Consider the following 22,546-nt stretch of genomic DNA (forward strand, 5'->3'; position numbering starts at 1 on the left):
CACACCCGTCGCCCCGCCCGGCCTCCCGAAGCCGTTCCCACAACGCCCGACGCCCGGAGAGGAGCGTGCCGGTATGAAGGTCGTGATCGCCCCGGACTCGTTCAAGGAGTCCCTGACGGCCCGCCAGGTCGCGGAGAACCTCCGCGACGGGCTCGCCGCGGTGTGGCCGGACGCCGAGTACGTCCTGGTCCCGATGGCCGACGGCGGCGAGGGAACCGTCCAGTCGCTGGTGGACGCCACGGGCGGGCGCCGCATGACCGTGCCGGTCAGCGACCCGCTGGGCCGGCCGGTCGAGGCGTCCTTCGGGGTGCTGGGCGGCGGGGACGTCGCGGTCCTGGAGATGGCGGCCGCCAGCGGGCTCGAGCTGCTCGAGCCCGGCGAGCGCGACCCGCTGGGGGCCAGCACGTACGGCACCGGCCAGCTCATCACCGCGGCGCTGCACACCGGGACGCGGCGCATCATCGTCGGCATCGGCGGCAGCGCCACCAACGACGGCGGCGCCGGCATGGTGCAGGCGCTCGGCGGCCGGCTGGTGGACGCCTCCGGCGCCGACCTCTCCCCCGGCGGCGCCGCCCTGGCCGAACTGGCGCACATCGACCTGTCCGGCCTGCCGGAGCGGCTGCGCGCGGTCGAGATCGTCGTGGCCTGCGACGTCGACAACCCGCTGACGGGCCCGCGCGGGGCGTCCCGCGTCTTCGGCAGGCAGAAGGGCGCGGACCCGCAGATGATCGAGCAGCTGGACGCCGCGCTCGGCACGCTCGCCCGGGTGATCCGCGCCGACCTCGGCGTCGACATCGAGGACGTCCCGGGCGCCGGGGCGGCGGGCGGGCTCGGCGGCGGCCTCCTGGCGTTCCTCGGCGCGGACCTGCAGCGCGGCATCGACATCGTCATCGAACACACCGCGCTGGTGGACGCGGTCGCCGGCGCCGACCTCGTGATCACCGGTGAGGGCGCCCTGGACAGCCAGACCCGCTACGGCAAGACCCCGGCCGGGGTCGCGCGGGTGGCGAAGGAGCGCGGCGTTCCGGTCGTCGCGGTGGCCGGCAGCGTCGGGGACGACGCCGGCGCCCTGCTGGGCGACGTCTTCGACGCGATCGTGCCGATCGTGCCCGGGCCCTGCGAACTGGCGGATGCGCTGGCCGCGGGCCCGGCCAACCTGCGCCGCGCCGGCGAGCAGATCGGACGCCTGCTGCGCCTCGGCGGCGCCCCTGTGGGGCGCTGACCCGCCGGCGTCCGGCGCGAGACCGGGACACCGCTCGGGCGTCCGGCTACTTCGTCTCGCGGCTCTCGGCGGTGGACAGCGCGGCGACGAACGCCTCCTGGGGAACCTCGACGCGTCCGACCATCTTCATGCGCTTCTTGCCCTCCTTCTGCTTCTCCAGCAGCTTGCGCTTACGGCTGATGTCGCCGCCGTAGCACTTGGCGAGGACGTCTTTGCGGATCGCGCGGACGGACTCGCGGGCGATGACGCGCGCGCCGATCGCGGCCTGGATCGGCACCTCGAACTGCTGGCGCGGGATGAGCTCCTTGAGCTTCTTCGCCATCGCGACGCCGTAGTTGTACGCCGCGTCGCGGTGGACGATCGCGCTGAAGGCGTCCACGGGCTCGTGGTGCAGCAGGATGTCGACCTTCACGAGGTCGGCGGTCTGTTCGCCGCCCTCCTCGTAGTCGAGCGACGCGAACCCCTTCGTCCGGGACTTCAGCGCGTCGAAGAAGTCGAACACGATCTCGGCGAGCGGCAGCGTGTAGCGGATCTCGACGCGGTCCTCCGAGAGGTAGTCCATGCCGGTCTGGGTGCCGCGGCGGCTCTGGCACAGCTCCATCACGGGGCCGATGAAGTCGGTCGGAGTCAGGATCGTCGCCTTCACGACGGGCTCGTGGATCTCGGCGACCTTGCCCTCGGGGAACTCGCTCGGGTTCGTCACGGTGTGCTCGGTGCCGTCCTCCATCGTGACCCGGTAGACGACGTTCGGGGCGGTCGAGATCAGCGACAGGTTGAACTCGCGCTCGAGCCGCTCCCGGACGATCTCCATGTGCAGCAGGCCGAGGAAGCCGACGCGGAAGCCGAAGCCCAGCGCCCCGGACGTCTCCGGCTCGTAGGTCAGCGCCGCGTCGTTGAGCTGCAGCTTCTCCAGGGCCTCGCGCAGCTCGGGGAAGTCGGCGCCGTCGATGGGGTAGATGCCGGCGTAGACCATCGGGTTCGGGTGCTTGTAGCCCCCGAGCGCGTCGGTCGCCGGCCGGGACGCCGACGAGACCGTGTCGCCGACGCGGCTCTGGCGCACGTCCTTCACGCCGGTGATCAGGTAGCCGACCTCGCCCACTCCCAGCGCGTCCGTCTTGATGGGCTCGGGGCTGATGACGCCGACCTCGAGCACCTCGTGGGTGGCCTTCGTCGACATCATCAGGATGCGCTCCCGGTGCGACAGCTCGCCGTCGACCACGCGGACGTAGGTGACGACCCCCCGGTAGGTGTCGTAGACGGAATCGAAGATCAGGGCGCGCGCCGGGGCGTCCGCGCGGCCGACCGGGGCGGGGATGTCCTGGACGACGGCGTCCAGGAGGGCCTCGACGCCCTCGCCGGTCTTCGCCGAGACGCGGAAGACGTCCTCGGGCTCGCAGCCGATGAGGCCGGCGATCTCGGTGGCGTACTTCTCCGGCTGCGCGCTGGGCAGGTCGATCTTGTTCAACACCGGGATGATGCGTAGGTCGGCGCCCATCGCCAGGTAGAGGTTCGCCAGCGTCTGAGCCTCGATGCCCTGGGCGGCGTCCACGAGCAGGATCGCGCCCTCACACGCCTCCAGCGACCGGGACACCTCGTAGGTGAAGTCGACGTGCCCGGGGGTGTCGATCATGTTGAGGACGTGCTCGGTGCCGTCCACCGTCCACGGCATGCGGACGGCCTGGCTCTTGATCGTGATGCCGCGCTCGCGCTCGATGTCCATGCGGTCGAGGTACTGGGCCCGCATCGCTCGGTCGTCGACCACGCCGGTGAGCTGCAGCATGCGGTCGGCCAGGGTGGACTTCCCGTGGTCGATGTGGGCGATGATGCAGAAGTTCCTGATCAGGTCAGGGTCGGTGCTACCGGGCTTGGTTGCGCGCATGCTCTCTTCCAACGATCAGTCGGCGGTGGACGCCTGGAGTTCCCATCGTCTCACGCACCACGTGGGCCGTCCCCGGTCCCCCAGACGGCGGCCGCCGACGGGACGAGCGCCGGGCGGAGACGTCCGGGCATGACACGACGCCGCCTCACCCGAGCGGACGAGACGACGTCGAGAAGCTGGATCAGAGCGCGGCGGCCTTGGCGGCGATGGCCGACTTTCGGTTCGCAGCCTGGTTCTTGTGGATGACGCCCTTGGACGCAGCCTTGTCGAGCGCGCGGCACGCGACGCGCGACAGCTCCTGCGCCTTCTCGGTATCCCCCGCCTCGGCAGCTTCCCGGAACTTACGCACGTTGGTGCGCAGAGCGGACTTCACAGCCTTGTTGCGCAGGCGCGCCTTCTCGTTGGTGAGAATCCGCTTCTTCTGGGATTTGATGTTCGCCACGGACAAACCTTCGTGTTGATCGGAAAAGGTGGGTTGCGCCACGGCAGGCGCAATAGGTCACTTTAGCAGCGCCGCTCGGCTGCTCCCAAATCATCGGGCGTCCCTCAGCCGCCGAAGGAGCCGTCGGGACGCCGGCCGTGGTGGGACGACACCTCCAGCACCATCGCCTCCAGCGAGTATTCCGGGTCGCCGGAGGCGCCCTTCACCTCCGCGTCCACCCGCGCCACGCACTGCAGCGCCAGCGCGACGCCTCGGGGCGTCCAGTCGCGCGACCACTTCGACAGGTCACGCACCTTGAACGGCGGGACGCCGATCTGCCGGGCCACGTCGGCGTCGCGGATGCGGGCGTCGCGCGCGTCGAGGTACTTGCCCATGTTGCGCAGCCCAGACGCCATCGCGCTCGTCAGGAGCACTGCGGCCACGCCGTTCTCCAGCGCCCAGCGCAACTGCCCGAGCGCCTCGTTGCGGCGCCCGGCCATCACGGCGTCCGCGACGTTGAAGCTGGTCACGTCGGCGCGGCCGGCGAAGTAGCGGCGCACCGCCGCGTCGGTGATGGTCGCGTCGTCGGCGTCGGCGAGCAACTGCCGCACGGCCGCGGCCACCCCGCGCGCGTCGTTGCCGAGCGCCCCCACGAGCGTCGCCGCCGTGGACGGCTCGAGCCGACCGCCGGCCCGTCGCGCCTCAGCCACGGCGAACTGCGGCAGCTCCCACGGCTTGATCGCCGGGCAGTCGACGACCTGCACGCGCGCCTTCTTCAGCTTGTCGAGCAGGCCCTTGCCCTTGTTGCCACCGCTGTGCACCAGGGCGAGCGCGAGATCGTCCACAGGGGTCGCGACGAGCGCGAGGACGTGGTCGACGAGGTCTGGGGGCAGGTCGGCCAGGTTCTCGACCACCACGACGGACGCCTCCGCGAACAGCGAGCCGCCGGTGACCTCGGTCAGCGCGCCGGCGTCGAGGGTGGACGCCTCGACCTTCGTCACCGAGGCGTCCGGGCGCTCCGTGCGCGCCTGCTCGACGAACCGCGCGACGGCCCGCTCCGCCAACAGCCCCTCGGGCCCGCTGATCAGGACGACGCGTCCGAACACTGGCTGGTTCTCCACGCCCCACAGCATGCCAGCCGCCGCCGACATTCCCCTCGCGCGCCGGTGCGAGCGCCACGCCGTCTCGGTCGCACGACACGTCGCCCTCCCCTCGCGCGCCGGGGTGGCCCCCAAGGTCCGGCTGATGGGCCGAGCGGTGGCGCAGGTCTCGGTTTCACTACGATCCGCCGCATGTCGAACCAGGGAGAGGGCCCGATCGAGGCCGCGACCGGCACCGCCGAAGGAGGCCTCGTCCGGGGCCTGACCAGCGCTCAGATCGCCATGATCGGGCTGTCCGGAGCGCTGGGAACGGGCCTGTTCCTCGGCTCCAGCTCGATGATCGCGGCCGCCGGGCCAGGCGTCATCGTCTCCTACACCTTGACCGGCCTCCTCGCGTTGGTGGTCGTCTGGTGCCTCGCCGAGATGACCGTCACGCACCCGGTGGCCGGCGGTTTCGGAGCCGTCGCGCACGCCTACCTCGGCCCCTTGGGCGGGTGGCTGATGCGGTGGAACGTGGCGATCGTCATGTGCATCGCCGTGGGCGCGGAGGTCGTCGCGACGGGCGGCTACATCAGCTACTGGTGGCCGCAGGTCCCCATCGGGGTCGGGACGGTCCTCGCGTCCGCCCTCATCATCACGATCAACCTCGCCACCGTGAAGGCCTACGGCACCAGCGAGTACTGGTTCAGCGTCATCAAGGTCGCCATGGTGGTGATCTTCATCGTGCTCGGTGTGGTGCTCATCTTCTTCGGGGCACCGGGACGCCCGGCCGTCGGGCTCGGCAACCTCACCGCACACGGCGGGTTCGCCCCGTTCGGCGTCGGCGGCATCCTGATCGCGGCGGTGATGGGCATCTTCAGTTTCGGGGGTATCGAGAACGTCGCCGTGGCCGCGGCCGAGAGCGAGACCCCCCGCCGCGACGTCCCTCGGGCGGCGCGGGCCATGATCCTGCGGCTCGTGATGTTCTACGTGGTGGCGGTCGCCATCGTCGTCACGCTGCAGCCGTGGACGGTGACCGCCGCCAGCGAGGGCACCGTGCTGGAGAGCCCGTTCGTCCGCGTCCTCGACCAGGTGAACGTGCCGCAGGCCGCCAACATCATGAACTTCGTGCTGATCACCGCGGCGCTGTCGTCGGCGAACGGCTGCCTGTACGCGTCCGCGCGCATGCTGCACTCGCTGTCGCGCGACGGGCTGGCGCCCGCGGCCCTCGGGCGGACCTCGTCGCACGGCGCGCCGCGGGCGGCCGTCGCGGCGGCCGGTCTGGGCATGGTGATCGCGTCCGTGCTGGCGATCGTGTCGCCCGACCAGGCGTTCCAGACCCTGTTCGGGGTGCTGGTCTTCGGCCTGCTGACGACGTGGACGCTGACGATCTGCAGCTTCCTCGCGTTCCGCCGGCGCCGCGCCGCCCTGGGCCTGCCGCCGGCGCCGGCCCGGCTGTTCGGCGGAGTCGTGACGGCGGTGATCGCGCTGGCGTGCATCGCCGCGGCGTACGTCGCGCTCGCGTTCATCCCCGGGCTGGCGGTGGCCCTGCCGACCGGCATCCCCTACGTGGTGATCCTGCTCGTCGGCTACGCGCTCGTCCGGCGCCGCATCACGAGCTTCCCGCCGTCGGTGCTGGATCGCGAGCTGGCCGCCCGTGAGCGTGGCGAGGAGCCCGTCCACTGACCCCCACGTGCGGTCAATGAGCCCGGCCGTGGTCGACCAGCGGATCAGCCGAGCCCGGCGCCTCGAGAGATGTCACAGGGAGAACGATGTCGCGGAGAAACCCCATGAGTTCGCGCTCGCCAACGGCGGATTCGCGGCCGAGGATGCTTGGGGTGAACAACGCACCGACGAACAGGTCGGGCAGGTAGCGCACCGCGACGCGGTTGATCGCCTCGCCCCTTCGAATGGCACGCGCAGCGATGGCGTCCAATGAGTGCAGGAGACCGAGGACGACCTCATCGAGCACCGACCGGAGGGCCGGGTCGCGGCGGGACGCGTCGAGAAGCGCCAAAGTGATGGCGATGTTCTGATCCGCCCGGTCCGCGACCATCTCGACGACGCGCTCCAGGTCCGTCCGAAAACTGCCGGTATCGACCTCGCCGATATCCAGACCGCCCCTCTCGGTGAGGCCCGCCACGACCAGCGTGGGCTTGTCCTTCCATTGCCGATACAAGGTGGCCTTGCTGGACTTCGTCGCCGCAGCGATCTGATCCATCGTGACAGCGTCGTAACCCTCGCCGATGACGAGGGAGGCGACCGTCTCGAGGATCTCTTGCCGACGCTTCGGGCCCAGCCTGCCCGGGCGCGCATCAGTCACTCCCACGTGGTCAACCCAGGACCGCTGACAGCCGCCACATCAATTCCGGGGAGAGTCGACGCACGAGCGCGGGGAGCACCCCGCCCGGACGGACCACGGTCTTCCCCCGCGCAAGACCCTTCTCGACGGCGTCGAGGACGGCGCCTGTGTTGGTCATCATGGGGCTGACCCTCTTGTTGGCCAGGCGTGCGATCGCGGGCGGGCCCCCCGCGACTTGCGTCAGCAACGGGGTCTTGACCGCGCCCGGAGCGACGAGCAGGACCTGGATCCCGGCCGCCCGCTCCTCGTGGGCCAGGGTTTCGACGAAGGAGTTCGTCGCGGCCTTGCTCGCCGAGTACGACGCGAACCTCGCGGTGGGCACGTATCCCGTCAACGAACCCATGATGACGACCTGCCCGTGACCGCGCGCTCGCATGCCCGGGAGGACAGCCTCGACCACCCTCACCATGGAGCCGTAGTTGACGTCCATCACGCGCAGCGATTGGGCGGCCGGCGTGTCCGCGATCAGGCCGCCCGGCATGATGCCGACCGAGTGGAACAGGTGATCGATCGACCCAAGTTCCCGCTCGGCGAGCTCGACCAACGTGCCAGCTTCGTTGTCGCGCGCCAGGTCGGAGGCGACGGGGATCACGTCGCTGTCTGCGGCGTAGATGGCGTCGATCTGCGGATTGAGGTCGGCTGCCACGACGCGCACACCCCGCGCGCGCAGCCTGGCCACCTGCTCGGCGCCGATGCCGCTGGCGGCCCCTGTGACCACGGCTGTGCGAATCGGTCGCGCGGGAGATGTGCTCATTCGGACACCCCCTCGCGGTGAAGCACGAACAGGAACGGACGATCCCACCCGCGCATGTCCATCGCGCCGACCACGGTGTTCTCGTCGACGAGGCGGAAGTGGTCGCTGACCGGCAACGCGTCGTACATCATCGTCGCCGTCACCACCCCGCGATACTCGACCATCCGCAGGCGGGCGGAAGGCCGCGAGGTCTTCAGCAGCGGCATGACGGCGAGCGCACCGCGCTGCACAGGCCCAGACCGCAGCGCTGAAGGGAAACGGGTGGCCAGACCCATCGGAACGAACCGCGGGTTGAGCGCGAACGTGCCCTTCGCGCCGTCCATGACCAGCGGATCGACCTCCTCCACGCCGCGGAACCGTTTGCCGTGCCAGCGCATGGCCTCAAGGAGGCCGTCGAGCGGGTGCCCGGTCGGGAGCCCGGCGCCCTTCCATTGTCCGATCATCTGATCGATGGTCACCGCCGGAAGCCCGTCGTACAATGCCAGCGCTTCCTCGGAGGTCGACCCCTGGACGAGACGCGTCAGCGTGGCGGGGCTGTCGGACCGTTGCTGTTCCATCGCGAACCTTCCTCGATCAACGAAACTTGCTCGTTTCGAAACGAAAACGTACACCTCCGTGTCGTTGGCCGATAGCGCTGCGATGTTCTCCACGCCCGGTTCACCACGGCACCCGTCTCAAGCCCGGTCGGTCGCCGAGGCTTGACCAAGCACCATGAGAAACGCCCCCGGAACCTCACGGTTCCGGGGGCGTCTGTCAGGGATCGCTCAGATGACGCCCAGGGCGAGCATGGCGTCCGCGACGCGGGTGAAGCCCGCGATGTTGGCGCCCAGCACGTAGTCGCCGGGGTGGCCGTACTCGTCGGCCGTCTCGGCGCAGCGCTCGTGGATGCCGACCATGATCTGCTGCAGGCGCTCCTCGGTGTGCTCGAAGCTCCAGGAATCGCGGGACGCGTTCTGCTGCATCTCCAGCGCGGACGTCGCGACGCCGCCGGCGTTGGCCGCCTTGCCCGGCGCGAACAGGACGCCTGCGCTGCGGAGCGCGCGGGTGGCCTGGGGGGTGCACGGCATGTTGGCACCCTCGGCGACCAGCTTGCAGCCGTTCTGGATGAGCGTCTTGGCGGCGTTCTCGTCCAGCTCGTTCTGCGTGGCGCACGGCAGCGCGATGTCGCAGGGGACGTCCCAGATCGAGCCGCCCGTGACGACGTGGGCGTTCGGCCGCTCGTCGGCGTAGGCGCTGATGCGGGCGCGACGCTTCTCCTTGACGTCCTGCAGGAGCTCGAAGTCGATGCCGTCCTCGTCCACCACGTAGCCGGACGAGTCGGACACCGCGACGACGGTGGCGCCGAGCTGGTTCGCTTTCTCGACGGCGTACAACGCGACATTGCCCGAGCCGGAGACGACGACCTTCTTGCCGTCGAAGCCCTGCCCGTTCAGCTTCATCATCTCCTCGGCGAAGAACACGGTGCCGTAGCCGGTCGCCTCGGTGCGGGCTCGCGAGCCGCCGAAGAGGATGCCCTTGCCGGTGATGACGCCGGACTCGTAGCGGCCGGTCAGCTTCTTGTACTGGCCGAACAGGTAGCCGATCTCGCGGCCCCCGACGCCGATGTCGCCGGCGGGGACATCCGTGTCGGCGCCGATGTGCTGGCTCAGCTCGGTCATGAACGACTGGCAGAACCGCATGATCTCGTTGTCCGACTTGCCCTTCGGATCGAAGTCGGAGCCGCCCTTGCCGCCGCCGATCGGCATGCCGGTGAGCGCGTTCTTGAAGATCTGCTCGAAGCCCAGGAACTTGATGATGCCCAGGTAGACGCTCGGGTGGAACCGCAGGCCGCCCTTGTACGGGCCGAGCGAGCTGTTGAACTGGACGCGGAACCCGCGGTTGGTGTGGATCCGGCAGTTGTCGTCCTCCCAGTTCACCTTGAAGATGATCTGGCGGTTGGGCTCGCACAGCCGCGGGATGATGCTGGCGTCGACGTATTCCGGGTGCCGCTCGACCACCGGGCCGAGGCTCTCGAGCACCTCATACACCGCCTGGTGGAACTCGCTCTCTCCCGGGTTACGGCGCACGACAGTGTCGAACGCCGCCTGCAAATCTTGGGTCAACTCGGTCATTTGGATACCTTCCACGCGAAAATTCATCGTCAGCCTAGGGGCGGCCTGGTTCGCCCCCGGCGAGCATCCAAAAACAGTCACCATGCGGACAACTGTCGATTCCGTCTCCGTCCCGACGAGGCAGGACGCGCGCCGCGTCACCCCTCATCGAGCAGAACGAGTTGATCGGAACTGAGCCGATCTGGCTGACCGGTGACCTGACCTGGGCTGAGTGAACTGAGCTGAGCCGAACCGAGCCCGATCGGAGCTGATCTGAGCCGATCGGAGCTGGTCCGGGTCGCGCGGGCGCCGAGCCTCAGCGTGCCCGCGCCCTCCCGCCCGCCGTCTCGAGCGCTGCGATGAGTTCCGGGACGATGGCGTAGAGGTCGCCCACAACCGCGTAGTCGGCCTCGCGGACGTAGGGGCAGTCGGGGTCGGAGTTCACCGCCACGACGGTGCTGGCGCCGCGGGTGCCCTCGGTGTGCTGCGGCTGCCCCGAGATGCCCAGCACCACGTAGAGGTCGGGAGCGACGTGGCGCCCGGTGACGCCGACGAGCCGGTCGGAGGGGAGCCAGCCCAGCCAGTCGCTGAGCGGCTGCGAGCACGCGATCTCGGCGTCGAGGGCGTCGGCGAGATCGGCGATCAGTCCCAGGTCGTCCTTCGCGCGAAGGCCGCGGCCCACGGCGACGATGCGGGACGCCGTGGCGAGGTCGCCGTCGCGCTCGGCCGGCCTGTCGTCCAGCACCGTGACGCTCAGCGGTGTCACGGCCACCTCTTCGACGGTGGCGGCTGGTTCAGGCGTGGTTGCCGCAGCGTCGTTTCCGTCGGGGGCGCCGCCGACCCGGCCGGGCTGAGAGGCGCCGGACCGGGGGGCGTCGGACCCGAGGGCGCCAGCCGCGTCCGGTGCGCCGCGCGGGGTTGCCCGCTCCGATGCCCTGCGCCGAGACACGTCCAGCGCCAGCGCGATCGGGCCGGCGAACGTGCGCGTCTCCGTCGCGATGCCTCCGGCCACGGCGCGGGTGACCGAGATCCCGTGGGCGGTGCGCGCCACGGCGGTGACCTCGGCCAGGACCGGCGCGACCAGCGCGGCGGCCACGGCGCCCAAGAGCGCGCGGCCGCCCGCATCGTCCGACGCCAGGACGGCGCCCGGTTCCGCCCGGGCCACCAGGGAGGCGACGCCCGCGGCGTAGGCCTCCACGGGCGTGTCATCCGCCCGCGGGACCCGGCGGACGCCCGTCACACCGCCGGCGGCGACCTCGTCGGCGAGCGCGCGGTCGCCGACGACGACCGTGGTGATCGGCTCGCCGATCGCGGACGCGGCGCGCAGCAACTCGGCCGTGCCGCGGTGGCGGCTGATCAGCAGGTACGTGCTCATCGGTCCGCCTCCCCGAGGAGGCCCTCGCCCCGCAGTGCGACCAGGAGCCGGGACGCGGCCTCCGCGGCGTCGGCCCCGTCGATCACCTGGCCGCGCCGGGCGGCAGGCTCGGCCTTGGCGGTGGCCGTCACGGTGCCGGGCGCGACCTCGGGGACGCGCAGCGCAGAAAGCTCAAGGCGTCCGACCGGCTTGGTGGCGGCCGCCAGGACGTCGGCCATGCCCGGCGGGGCCGGCTGCCCGGCTTGGTCGGAGACGGCCAGCACGGCGGGACCCGCGACCCGGAGTCGCTGGGCGCGCCGGTCACCGATGCGCTCCACCGTCGTCCCCGAGGCGTCCGCGGTGACGGACGTGACGCCGGACAGCAGGGGCCAGCCCAGTCGTCCAGCCAGCACCGCGGCGGCCGTTGCGGCGTCGGACACCCCCGGCCCCTCGCCGGTCAAGACCAGGTCGACATCGCCGAGCCGGTCGATCGCGGCAGCGAGCACCATCCCGAGACGGGTCGCGCCCGCGAAGGTCAGGGCGGCATCGGCGACAACGACCGCGCGATCGACCCCCCGGGCGAGCGCGGCCTTGGTGGCGCTCGGCGTGCCGGCCGAGGGTCCCCCGGCGCACAACCCGATGCACTCGGTGCCCAGCGCGTCCGCCGCCTCCCGCCCACGCGCGATCGCGGCGGCGTCACCAGGAGTCAGCGCGGGCTTCGCCGCCGTCCAGTCGACCGTCCCGTCGGAACGCACGGTCGCGTCCTGCGGAAGCTCGGCCCAGGCGTACGCGACGACCACGCTCATCTGCTGTCCTCTCTCGCCACCGCCCACGCGGGCGCGGACAGCCATTCTTCCCCTTCCGAGAGCGCGTCGGGGCGGAATGGCGCGGTTCACGTCGCCCGGTCCCAGATGTGCAGCAGCCTCCCCTCGTACGTCACCTGGACGCAGCGACCCGATCGGTTCCGCCGAGCTCGGCGTAGACGCGCAGCCGATCATCGCTGGGTCGTCACCCATAGCTGTCCCTCCTCCCGTCGGGCCACCGCGATGGCACCCTGCTCGTCGGTGCGGACGATCCGTGCGCCCAGGCCGGCGACCAGGCGCAGGGTCTTCGCGGTGGGGTGCCCGTAGTCGTTCTTCGCCCCTACGCTCACCAGCGCGACCTGAGGCGAGGTGAGCGCGAGGAAGCCGGGCGACTGCCGCGAGCTGCCGTGGTGCGGGACGACCAGCACGTCGGCGTCTGCAGCGCCGCCGAGGCCGAGGAGCCGCTCCTGGCCCGCGTCTTCCCGATCACCGGCCATGAGCACCGTCAGCCCGCCCACGTGCGCGCGCAATACGAGCGCCTCGTCGTTCTCCGCGGACGACTCCCCTTCCTCGGCGCGCGTCGAGTCCGGGGCCCGGTCGGGCGCGGCCAGCACCTCCACACGGACCGCCCCGGACGTCCACACCTGGCCGGGCCGCGCGAAGTGCCGGGGAACCCCGAGCCGCTCGACGATCGCCTCCCCCGACGGCGGGGACCGGACCACCGACGTGACAAGAGCCTCGACCCCGCGTCCCCGCAACGCCGAGAGCCCGGTGACGTGATCGGCGTGGAGGTGGGTCACGAGAACGAGCGGCACCCGGTGCACGCCGAGGGACGACAGGCAGGCGGCAAGCTTCGCCGGCTCCGGGCCGGTGTCGACGACCGCCGCGGAGCCTCCGCCCGCGTTGAGGACGATGGCGTCGCCCTGCCCCACATCGCAGGCCACCACCGCCCAGGTGCGCGGGGGCCACCCCGGCGGCGACGGCGTCCGGGTGAGCGTGATGACGAGCAGCGCGACCAGGGCCAGCGTGAGACTCCGACGGGCCAGCACCAGGGGCATCGCCACGGCGGCCGCGAGCGACGTCACGGCGACGAGCGCGATCGCGGGCGGGGTCGCGGGCCAGGACGTCGTCGCCCCGGGGAGGACCTCGCCGAGCCGGGCGATCCAGCACAACCCCTGGGCACACCAGCCCGCCAGCCGCGAGCACGCCGCCGCGGCCGGCAGCCAGACGACGGACAATCCCGCGGCGATGAACCCGAACACGGTGGCGGGCCCGACCAGCGGTCCCGCGACAGCGTTCGCGATGAGCCCCGCCACGGATACCTGGCCCGAGATCGCCGTGACGACCGGCTGGGTCGCGAGCTGCGCGGCCATCGGCACGGCCAGCGCCTCGGCGCACCAGCGCGGCATCCACCGGGTGAGCACCCGCGTCCACGACCCGGCCCACCACAGCAGCCCACCGGAGGCCAGCACCGACAGCGCGAAGCCGATGGACCGAGACATCCAGGGGTCGAGCAGCACCAACCCGAGCACCGCGACGGACAGATACCGGAGCCCTTGGCGTCCCAGTCCGCCCCGGCCGAGCGCGGCCAGCCCGACGAGCCCCATGGCCGCGGCTCGCACCACGGACGGTTCCGACAGGCACAGCACCACGAACCCGGCCACCCCCGCGACGAGCACCCCGGTCAGCCACCGGCCCCGGAAGCCGACCCCGACGGCGAGCGCCCGCAGGAAGACCAGCAGCAGCGTCAGGTTGGCGCCCGAGACCGCGGTCAGGTGCGTCAGGCCGGTCACTTTGAACCGGGCGACGAGGTCGTCGGTCATCGCCGACGTGTCCCCCACCACGAGCGCCGGCACGAGGGCACGCGGCTCCGCGCTGAGTCCGGCGCAGGAGGCCCGCAGTCCGGACCTGATGCGCTCGACGACCAGATCGACGCCGCCGGGCGGCGCGATCACCCGCGGGGACGCGCGGCTGCGCATCGTCGCGACCAGCGGCTCTTCGGGTTCTGGCGCGCCGAGCCGCACCGTGGCACGGACGGTCGACCCCAACGGCAGCCGCCGCCATTCCTGCGCCGCGTCGCCGGTCGCACTCACATCGACGGGGGCACCCGACGTCCAGGCACGACCCCGCGCGTCGATGTGCAGGACGACCGCCCGGCTCGACCACCACGCCGGCTTCGTGCCGGCGGCCTCGTGGTACCGGGCACCTCCCTGCAGCCGCAGGTCGGCCACGGCGACGGCGCCCGACTCGCCGAGCGCCCGCACGGGATCGTGCTCGCGCTGCCAGACCTGCAGCCAGCCGATCAGCAACACCGCCGCCGCGGTCAGCGCCACCGCCGTCCACAGACGGCGGCGCCGGAGCAACCCCGCTCCACCGATGACGACGGCCGCCACCGCCCCGCCGCCGGCCAACGCCGCCGACCCGGAGGTCGCCAGCCATCCGGCAGCCCAGGCGGCAACCGCCAGCGCGATTGGCCGGCGGTCAACGCGCTCGCGCTCCTGCACGCTCACCCGAGCGTGACCTGGTCTTTCAACCGCTCGAAGGTCTTGGGCCCGACGCCGTCGATCTCCTGCAACTCCTCGACCCGGCTGAACCGCTGGTGCTCCTGCCGCCAGGACAGGATCTTCTGCACCATCACCGGGCCCACCCCCGGCAGGGTGTCCAACTGCTCGGCGGTTGCGGTGTTCAGGTTGACCTTCGTGGTCGCCGTGCCGGCCGTCCCGGACGCGGCACCCGCTGCTGGCGCCGCCGCGACCCCACCGGTCTCCCCCGTGAGCCCGGCCACGACGCGCCCACCGGGTTTGGAGGGGTCGCCGATGACGATCTGGGCGCCATCCGGCACGACCGCGGCCAGGTTCAGGTCTCCAGGACGCGCGCCGGCGGTCAGACCGCCCGCCGCGTTGACGGCGTCCAGCACCCGAGCCCCTTCAGGAACGCTCACCACCCCGGGACGCTTCACCTGTCCCCGCACGTGCACCCGCAGCCGCGGCGCCGGCGTCGCCGACACACCCGCGCCCGGCGGGCCGGACGGCGGGCTGCTGGCTGGCCCGGACGGCGGTCCTGCAGGCTCCTGGACGGCGGGCGCGGCGACCGGCTCGCTGCGCGCCTGCACCATCGAGTAGCCCGTCCACAGGCAGCCGGCGAGCACGATGATGGCGATCACCGCGAGGTGTTCACGCCCCAGTTCGACGCCGCGCCGCAGCACGCCGCGCCAACCGGCGGCGGGCCCGGCCTCTCGCCCGCCGTCGCCGGCCGAGGGATCCGACGTCAGCCCCGCGCGTGCCACGCCCTCGTCGGCGCGTTCCAGGCCGAGCACCTCGGCGAATCGGTCTTCGACGGCGCGATCGGCGGTTCCCGGCCGGACCGCCGATTCCGCTGCGGCATCGACGCCGTCACTCCATGAGGGCGGAGCCTGCCCGATCGCCCGCCGTGGCAGACCGGTTGTTCCTCGGTGTTCCGACGAGCCGGGAGTGTGAGCCGCGATCGCCGGAGTGCCGCCGGGAGGTGCCATCTCCGCCAACCTCGCGCGGACAACGTCGCTCAGCGCCTCGTCGGACCGCAACCACCGCATCGTCGTCATGCCTGCCACGATGGGAATCCGCGACCCGAATCCGTCACCTTCTCGTGCCCTGTGGATAACGACCTTGTCCGCCCTGGTTCACTAGTGAGGTGACGATTCGAGACGCTGGGCGCCACTTGTTTCTTCTTGTCGGGGTCGGCTGTGCGCTCCTGGCAGGGACGTTGATGGCGTTGTACGTGTTTCCGCGGCTGCAGACCACCCGGGCCGCCGTCGCGATGTTGGCTTCGTTCATCCCCTACGGCATCGTGTTGTGGGCGATCACGCTGGTGATCTTCCTGGTGTGCGCACGCGGGTGGTGGCGCCCGCTCCTCGCGATCGTCGCCGCGGCCGCCCTGGTCGTCCAGGTTCTCTGGACCCAGCCGTACTGGCCGCGGCAGGCGCCCGCCGCGACAGGAACGCCGCTGCGGGTTCTGTCGTTGAACCTGCTGTGGGGGCAGGCGGACCTCGACCAGTTGAACCAGAAGGTCGCCGAGGCGAACCCCGACGTGGTCATTCTGCTCGAGTACACGGCCAGCGCCGACGACCGGCTGAAGTCGTCCCGGTTGGTGAAGGAATACCCCTATTCCGAGGGCTTCGACGGACCCGACTGGTGGGCGCCGATGGGCACGATCGTGCGGGCCAAGCGCCCGCTGACCCCGGTCGGCGAGCCGGTCGGGCAGCCGAACCAGTACCTGGTGCGCCTGTCGCAGGCGAAGGGCCGCGACGTCGTCATCGCCGCAGCTCACCCCGAGAACATGGTCGGCCCGGGCAACTGGACCTGGCTGCACGATGCCGAGCTGCTGCGCGACATGGTTCGCCCCTCCATGAATCAGCCCGTCGTGGCGATGGGCGATCTCAACGCGGTCGCCGAGCACATCACCCTGCGCCAGCTGGACGCCGCCGGCCTGAAGGACGGGGCCGCCGAGGCCGGCATGGGCTGGCAGCCGACGTTCCCCGCTCAGGGCTTCGGACCCATGCCGCCGGTGATCACCATCGACCACGTCCTCGTCAACGACAAGGTGACGGTTCAAAGCGTCCGCACGTTCAAGGTGGCCGGCACCGACCACCTCGGGCTGATCGCGGACCTCTCCATCGCCTGACCCGCACAGACGGAGCCCCGCCTGCACGGGCCTGACCCGCACAGACGAGAGGGCCGGACGCACGCGTCCGGCCCTCTCAATCCTCGGCGCTACGTGACCGGGACGATGCTCACCATTTTCGGCAGGCGCACGATGACCTTCGCGACCTCGCGGCCCGCCAACGCCCGCTGGACGCCCTCGTCGGCCAGCGCGGCCTCGGTCGCCTGCTCCTCGGTGAGGGACGCCGGGACCTCCAGCTTGGCGCGCACCTTGCCCTGCACCTGCACGACCAGGGTGACCGCCTCCTGAACCAACAGCGCGTCCTCGGCCACGGGCCACGACGAGCGGGCCACCGACGGCTCGTGGCCCAGCACCTCCCACATCTCCTCGCCCAGGTACGGCGCGACCGTCGACAGCGACTGGGTCACGAACTCGACCGCCTCGCGGACGGCCGGATCGCCCGCCCCGCAGCCACTGTCGATGGCCTTGCGGGTGCCGTTGACCAGCTCCATGATGCGCGCGACCACGACGTTGAACCGCTGCGACTCCAGCGCCTCAGTGATGTCGGCGATGGCCCGGTGCGTGGTGCGGCGCAGGGCGACGTCACCGGACGCCGGATCCGCGCCCGGCTCCGACGTCACGTCGGCGGCCAGCCGGTAGGCCCGCTGCAGGAACTTCGCCGTCGAGCCGGGCGACACGTCGGCCCAGTCGATGTCGTCCTCCGGCGGCCCGGCGAACACGATCGTGGTGCGGATCGCGTCGACTCCGTACTGGTCGATCTGCGCGCCCAGGTCGACGCCGTTGCCCAGCGACTTCGACATGGCCTTGCCCTCGTTGATGACCTGGCCCTGGTTCAGCAGCCGCGTGAACGGCTCGGTGAACTCGATCAGGCCGGCGTCGTGGAGCACCTTGGTGAAGAACCGGCTGTACAGCAGGTGCAGGATCGCGTGCTCGACGCCGCCGACGTACTGGTCGACGGGAGCCCAGCGCTTCGTCGCCGCCACGTCGAACGGGGCCGTCACGTCGTTCGGCGAGCAGTAGCGGAAGTAGTACCAGGACGAGTCGACGAAGGTGTCCATCGTGTCGGTGTCCCGCTCGGCGGCCCCGCCGCAGCGCGGGCAGGCGACCTCGCGCCACTGCTTGGCGGCCTCGGACGCCAGCGGGCTGGTGCCCTTGGGGGCCAGGTCGGCGCCGCGCAGGTCGGGTAGTTTCACGGGCAGCTGGTCCTCGGGCACCGGCACCTCGCCGCACGAAGGGCAGTGGATGATCGGGATCGGGCAGCCCCAGAAGCGCTGACGGCTCAGCAGCCAGTCGCGCAGCCGGAAGGTGATCGCGGCCCGGCCGCGTCCCTCGGCCTCCAGTTTCTCGGCCATCGTGGCGATGCCGGACGCCTTGTCGGTCAGCCCATCCAGCTCGCCGGAGTTCACGTACGCGCCGTCGCCGGCGGTCGCAATGCCCGTCTCGTTCGGGTCGGCCTCGCCGGTCTCGATGACCACACGCACCGGAATGCCGAACTTCTGCGCGAACTCCAGGTCGCGCTGATCGTGCGCGGGCACGGCCATGACCGCGCCGGTGCCGTAGTCGGCCAGCACGTAGTCGGCCGCCCAGATCGGCAGCTTCTCCCCGTTGACCGGGTTGATCGCGTGGCGTCCGGTGAAGACGCCGGTCTTCTCGCGCTCGGTCGACTGACGCTCGATCTCGGAGGCGGCCTTGGTCTTGTCCAGGTAGGCCTCGAACTCGGCGCGGTGCTCGTCGGTGACCAGCTCCTCCGCGATCGGGGCGTCCGGGGCCACGACGAAGAACGTCGCGCCGAACAGCGTGTCGGGGCGCGTGGTGAAGACCGTCAGGGGCTCGTCGCGTCCCTCGACCTCGAAGTCGACGTACGCACCCTGAGAGCGGCCGATCCAGTTGCGCTGCATCGCCAGGACGCGGTCGGGCCACTTGCCCTCCAGCGCCTCCATGTCGTCCAGCAGCCGCTGGGCGTAGTCGGTGATCTTGAAGTACCACTGGGTCAGGCGGCGCTTGGTGACCGCCGCGCCGCAGCGCTCGCAGGCGCCCTGGACGACCTGCTCGTTGGCCAGCACCGTCTGGTCGTTGGGGCACCAGTTGACGAAGGACGCCTTGCGATAGGCCAGCCCGCGGGAGAAGAACTGCAGGAACAGCCACTGCGTCCAGCGGTAGTACTCCGGGTCGGACGTGTGCAGTTCGCGCGTCCAGTCGAAGCTCAGTCCGTAACGCTTGAACGAGTTCTTCTGGGTCTCGATGTTCTTGTACGTCCACTCGGCCGGGTGGGCGTTGCGTTGAATGGCCGCGTTCTCGGCGGGCAGCCCGAACGAGTCCCAGCCGATCGGATGCATCACGTCGTAGCCGCGCATCATCTGGTAGCGCGCCACGACGTCGCCCATGACGAACGCCTCGGCGTGGCCCATGTGCAGGTCACCGGACGGGTAGGGGAACATGTCGAGCACGTAGCGCCGCTCCGCGGAATCGTCATCGCGAGCGGTGAAGGTCTGGTTCTCCTCCCAGAACTTCTGCCAGCGCTCCTGCGCTGCCGCGGCGTCATACGTGGGTCGGACGGTCTCCACTGTCGAACATCTCCTGTACTCGGTTGTCATGGATCACAACGGGCAACGGCATGAAAAAGCCCCTGTCAGCCTGGAGGCATCAAGGGGCGCCGCGACACCTGATCTCAGGCTCGCGGCTGGCGAAGAAGTCGCTTCTGCCGACGCGGGTGACGATCCACGTCGGCGAGTCTAGCTCACCGCGGCGCCCCTGCCGGACACGTCTCGGGCGGCTCAGATCGGCACCCGTCCGGAGACGAGGAGGTAGTCAGCGCGGATGCGATCCCAGCACTCGGGGTTGACGGCCTGATCGCAGGCGAGGCCGACGAACTCCGCCCAGGGGTCGAACTCGTCCAGGCGCAGCAGTTGCTCCAGGCACAGCCTGGCCAGGGCGCCGTCCCCCTGGACCCACGCCGAGACGGCGAGCATCGTCCACGCCCCTCCTGCCAGCGCCTGCGGCGCCCCCTGGACGACCTGCGACCACAGCGCGACCATGCGCACGGACGTGTCGCGGCTCAGCCCAAGGATCCGCGCCTCGCGGGCGTCCCCATCGACGACGTCGGCTGCCAGCAGGACGCGGTCGGCCAGCGACAGCGCCGCGCCCTCCGTCTCCGGTCGGGTCAGGAACTCGCGCGCGACCGCGTCGGCGCGCGCAGCCAGCTCGGCGGGGGTGACCGCCTCGGCCAACACCCGCGTGGCGGCCCGAATTCGGTCCTCCTCACGGTACGTGCCCTCGAGCGCCGCGAGCCGTTCGGGACGGCTGCCGCGCACGGTGATGCCCGCGAACGTGGCCGCAGCGGCGGACGCCGTGGCCGACGGGTCGTACGGCTGCCCCGGGCCGCCCGGCGCCTCGTACCAGCGCTGGCCGTCCACGTGCACCCGGCGGGCCCACGACAAGGTGAGGCGGCCGACGTCGTCCAGCACCCGCCAGCCCGCGACGGGATCGGGCGTGTAGGCGATCGCGAACACCTCCGCCCCGGGGAAGCGGTCGAGGACGAGCCCGAACGAGTCCTCGAGCCGGGCGTAGTCCGTCAGCTCGGCGAGGTCGCCCCGCGCGGTGACCTCGAGGCGGCCGGCGCAGACGAGGATGAGGACGAGGGATTCGCCCGGGTGGAAGCCCAAAAGCGAGGGGACGATGCCGAGGAGGTCCTCGGTCGAGGCGATGCGGACGGCGACGGGCGGCGGCGTGGTGGTCATGCCCCCACGAGGGAGACCGACGGCTCCCACGCGTCGGCGTCCACAGGCGTCTGCAGAAAGGGACCCGTTCTCCACAGGCGTCTGCGGTGCGCCTCCGCGGACCACTCCGGCCGGTAGCCTGGGGAACCATGACGTGGCAGAACGAGGGCTGGCCCGGGCCGCCGCCGGGAAGCTCGGGCGCGGGCGGCTGGAGTCCGCCGAGCGAGCCCGGTGCGAACGCACCCGGCGCGGGACAGACGCCGAACCAGCCCGGCCAGGCTCCCTCCCCGGCCTGGCCCCCGCCGGAGGCAGGCCCTCCCCCGAGCAGAGCGGGCAGCAGCCCGGAGCAGGAGCTCGGCGTCCCAACGACATCTCCACTTACGCCGCGCCCCGCCAGAGCCGCACGTGGATCCTCTGGGTGATCGCGGCTGCCGTGGTCGCTGGCATCATCATCGCCGCCACGTTCCTGAACCGCCCTCAAGACATCATCCCCGGCTCCAATCCGAGCAGCGGCGCCCCGGCGCCCAGCGCGTCCGGACCGGGCATGCCCTTCGCCATGCCGTCGAACCCCGACGCGGGCGGCCGCTGGGAGATCCTCAACCAGGAGTGGGTCGACGGCGGCGTGCTGCTCGACGTCGCCGTCTACGCCGACCGCGGGCTGGTCACGTACGGCTTCGTGGCGTTCCAGAACAACGGCACCGAGGTGCTCCGGCCGGGCGCCAGCCCCCGCCAACCCGAGATGGGCACGGGCACCCTGGTGGCCGGCAGCACCAAGACGGGCTGGGTCTATATTCCGATGGAGCGCGGGTCGGCGACGCTGATCCTGACCACCTCCGGGGGGCGGCAGATCTCCGCCCTGCCGATCAAGGCCTGACGGCGCCCGTCCCGTCGGGCCGCGCGGCGCCGTCGGTCTCCGAAGCCACGCGGGCGGCGGCGTCCCGGTAGACCCGCTCGTACCGCTCCCCCATGGCCGCCGTCGTGAGCCCGGGCGCCAGCGTCGCCGACGCCGCCGCCATCGCGGCGATGCGTTCCCGGTCGTCGGCCAGCGCCCGCATCCCGGCGGCCAGGTCGGCGACATCCGGCCCGACCAGAAGGGCATTGTCCGGTCCGACCCCGACGCGCAGCCGGTCGTCGCAGTACAGGATGGGCGTCCCGGCGGCGGCCGCCTCGGCGAGCACCATCCCCTGGGTGTCGAACCGGTAGGACGCGAGCACGAACACGTCCGCGTCCGCGACGGTCTGCGCGACCTCGCCGACGTCGCCGATGTGTCCCGTGAAGGTCACCTGGGTGGGACGGCCCTGTTTGGCGAGCGCGCGCAGCTGCCCCTCGTCCGGGCCACCGCCGGCGACCACGAGTTCGACGTCGTCGCGGTCGAGCGCGTTGAAGGCCCGCACGATCTGGTCGACGCGTTTCTCCGCGGAAAGGCGTCCGCAGCTCAGGAACCGCACCGGGCCGTCACTCCCCCGCCGCCGCTCGGCGGCCACGAACTGCCCCGAGACGCCGCTCGGTACGACGCGCCCGCGCGCACCCGTCGGCGTCCCGGCGGCCGCCGCGATCGTGTCGATGACGTACGGCGCCGGCGAGGTGAACGCGTCGATGCAGGACGCCAGACGCGCCAGCGCCATCCAGTCCCCCGCCGCGAAGCGCGACGACTCCCCCGGATCGACCGGGGGGCGCCGCACCGCCACCGGGGCTCGGCCCGACGCACCGGCGAGCAGACGCACCACCAGCGGCAGGAAGGCGACCGAGACGAGCGCCGCCCCCAGGGGGACCGCCGCATGCGTCCCCGCGTAATTGGAGTGGAAGGTGTGCACGTGCGGGATGCCCTGCACGCGGGCGAGCTTGGCGGCCAGCAACATCGATCCGCGCTCGTTCTGGCTGTGCACCACGTCGAAGGAGAACCGCCGGCTCAACCGGCGGGCCAGCCGCGTCGACCAGCGCAGCGAGCATAGATGGCTCGGCGTGTGCGGGAGTCGCCAGGTCGGCACCGTCAGATAGTCCACGTGCGGAGGCGGCGTGAAGTTCACGTGCGGCGAGATCAAGGTCACATGGTGGCCCCGGCGCACCAGCTCGGCGACCTGCAACTCGATCGAACGGCACACCCCGCCCGAGTCAGGGTAGAAGTCGTCGGTGAGCACGGCCACGCGCAACTGCCCCGGGGCGGGCGTCGTCACCCGTTCCCCGTAGCGTCCTCGCCCCGAACCCAT

At 71.5% G+C, this 22,546-nt stretch carries 18 protein-coding genes; 4 read left to right on the plus strand and 14 right to left on the minus strand.

All coding sequences use genetic code 11. The annotated features are described in order from the left end of the window. Positions 1-73: 73 nt before the first annotated feature. A complete protein-coding gene (locus BN1187_RS09655) occupies positions 74-1,222 on the plus strand; it encodes a glycerate kinase (protein ID WP_040161222.1) in 1,149 nt (382 codons plus the stop codon). Positions 1,223-1,268: 46 nt separating this feature from the next. On the opposite strand, the gene lepA is transcribed toward BN1187_RS09655, so the two are convergent. The 3 genes from lepA to holA form a co-directional block, all read right to left on the minus strand. Beyond that, entirely contained in the window at positions 1,269-3,101 is a 1,833-nt protein-coding gene (lepA, locus tag BN1187_RS09660; RefSeq protein ID WP_040161224.1) for a translation elongation factor 4, read from the minus strand. A 181-nt stretch (positions 3,102-3,282) separates the two neighbouring features. Continuing rightward, a complete protein-coding gene (gene rpsT / locus BN1187_RS09665) occupies positions 3,283-3,543 on the minus strand; it encodes a 30S ribosomal protein S20 (RefSeq protein ID WP_040161226.1) in 261 nt (86 codons plus the stop codon). A 104-nt stretch (positions 3,544-3,647) separates the two neighbouring features. Next, the gene (gene holA, locus BN1187_RS09670; protein WP_235750649.1) at positions 3,648-4,643 is read right to left on the minus strand and encodes a DNA polymerase III subunit delta; all 996 of its coding nucleotides are present in this window, start codon (positions 4,641-4,643) and stop codon (positions 3,648-3,650) included. A 171-nt stretch (positions 4,644-4,814) separates the two neighbouring features. On the opposite strand from holA, the gene BN1187_RS09675 reads away from it, so the two are divergent. After that, positions 4,815-6,287, plus strand: coding sequence for an amino acid permease (locus tag BN1187_RS09675; RefSeq protein WP_052462571.1), 1,473 nt, complete (start codon positions 4,815-4,817; stop codon positions 6,285-6,287). Positions 6,288-6,300: 13 nt separating this feature from the next. Here BN1187_RS09675 and BN1187_RS09680 read toward each other — a convergent pair whose 3' ends face one another. From BN1187_RS09680 to BN1187_RS09715, 8 genes are all read right to left on the minus strand, one after another. Further along, positions 6,301-6,924: a TetR/AcrR family transcriptional regulator gene (locus tag BN1187_RS09680; protein WP_162182377.1), complete on the minus strand. Its 624-nt coding sequence runs from the start codon at positions 6,922-6,924 to the stop codon at positions 6,301-6,303. A gap of 10 nt (positions 6,925-6,934) precedes the next feature. Then, positions 6,935-7,717 carry an SDR family NAD(P)-dependent oxidoreductase gene (locus BN1187_RS09685; RefSeq protein WP_082034624.1) on the minus strand — a complete coding sequence of 261 codons (783 nt, stop codon included), beginning with the start codon at positions 7,715-7,717 and terminating at the stop codon, positions 6,935-6,937. Beyond that, positions 7,714-8,274, minus strand: coding sequence for a DUF4334 domain-containing protein (locus tag BN1187_RS09690; protein WP_040161230.1), 561 nt, complete (start codon positions 8,272-8,274; stop codon positions 7,714-7,716). Before BN1187_RS09690 ends, BN1187_RS09685 begins: the two co-directional genes overlap by 4 nt. 207 nt (positions 8,275-8,481) lie before the next feature. Continuing rightward, a complete protein-coding gene (gdhA, locus tag BN1187_RS09695) occupies positions 8,482-9,819 on the minus strand; it encodes an NADP-specific glutamate dehydrogenase (RefSeq protein ID WP_218184683.1) in 1,338 nt (445 codons plus the stop codon). Positions 9,820-10,123: 304 nt separating this feature from the next. After that, on the minus strand, positions 10,124-11,182 hold the full coding sequence (locus BN1187_RS09700) for an electron transfer flavoprotein subunit alpha/FixB family protein (RefSeq protein WP_040161234.1): 1,059 nt from the start codon (positions 11,180-11,182) through the stop codon (positions 10,124-10,126). Beyond that, positions 11,179-11,967 carry an electron transfer flavoprotein subunit beta/FixA family protein gene (locus BN1187_RS09705; protein WP_040161236.1) on the minus strand — a complete coding sequence of 263 codons (789 nt, stop codon included), beginning with the start codon at positions 11,965-11,967 and terminating at the stop codon, positions 11,179-11,181. The genes BN1187_RS09700 and BN1187_RS09705 overlap by 4 nt, the downstream gene beginning before the upstream one ends. A 188-nt stretch (positions 11,968-12,155) precedes the next feature. Next, positions 12,156-14,474: a ComEC/Rec2 family competence protein gene (locus tag BN1187_RS09710; RefSeq protein WP_072042037.1), complete on the minus strand. Its 2,319-nt coding sequence runs from the start codon at positions 14,472-14,474 to the stop codon at positions 12,156-12,158. Beyond that, positions 14,471-15,280 carry a ComEA family DNA-binding protein gene (locus BN1187_RS09715; protein ID WP_052462573.1) on the minus strand — a complete coding sequence of 270 codons (810 nt, stop codon included), beginning with the start codon at positions 15,278-15,280 and terminating at the stop codon, positions 14,471-14,473. The genes BN1187_RS09710 and BN1187_RS09715 overlap by 4 nt, the downstream gene beginning before the upstream one ends. Before the next feature lie 428 nt (positions 15,281-15,708). Here BN1187_RS09715 and BN1187_RS09720 point away from each other — a divergent pair, with 428 nt between their 5' ends. Next, positions 15,709-16,623 carry an endonuclease/exonuclease/phosphatase family protein gene (locus BN1187_RS09720; protein ID WP_040161243.1) on the plus strand — a complete coding sequence of 305 codons (915 nt, stop codon included), beginning with the start codon at positions 15,709-15,711 and terminating at the stop codon, positions 16,621-16,623. Between the two features lie 89 nt (positions 16,624-16,712). Here the strand turns inward: BN1187_RS09720 and leuS are convergent, their stop codons facing one another. Both leuS and BN1187_RS09730 read right to left on the minus strand, forming a co-directional pair. After that, complete coding sequence (leuS, locus tag BN1187_RS09725) at positions 16,713-19,217, minus strand: leucine--tRNA ligase (protein ID WP_040161244.1); 2,505 nt, start codon at positions 19,215-19,217, stop codon at positions 16,713-16,715. Between the two features lie 180 nt (positions 19,218-19,397). Then, entirely contained in the window at positions 19,398-20,360 is a 963-nt protein-coding gene (locus BN1187_RS09730; protein ID WP_040161245.1) for a DUF4192 domain-containing protein, read from the minus strand. A 397-nt stretch (positions 20,361-20,757) separates the two neighbouring features. On the opposite strand from BN1187_RS09730, the gene BN1187_RS09735 reads away from it, so the two are divergent. Further along, positions 20,758-21,213 carry a hypothetical protein gene (locus BN1187_RS09735; RefSeq protein WP_040161247.1) on the plus strand — a complete coding sequence of 152 codons (456 nt, stop codon included), beginning with the start codon at positions 20,758-20,760 and terminating at the stop codon, positions 21,211-21,213. Here BN1187_RS09735 and BN1187_RS09740 read toward each other — a convergent pair. Next, on the minus strand, positions 21,203-22,513 hold the full coding sequence (locus tag BN1187_RS09740; protein ID WP_052462574.1) for a glycosyltransferase: 1,311 nt from the start codon (positions 22,511-22,513) through the stop codon (positions 21,203-21,205). The two genes, BN1187_RS09735 and BN1187_RS09740, sit on opposite strands and share 11 nt — an antisense overlap. Positions 22,514-22,546 lie beyond the last annotated feature (33 nt).

It is taken from the genome of Nigerium massiliense, assembly GCF_000826085.1.
GTDB lineage: Bacteria > Actinomycetota > Actinomycetes > Propionibacteriales > Propionibacteriaceae > Propioniciclava > Propioniciclava massiliense.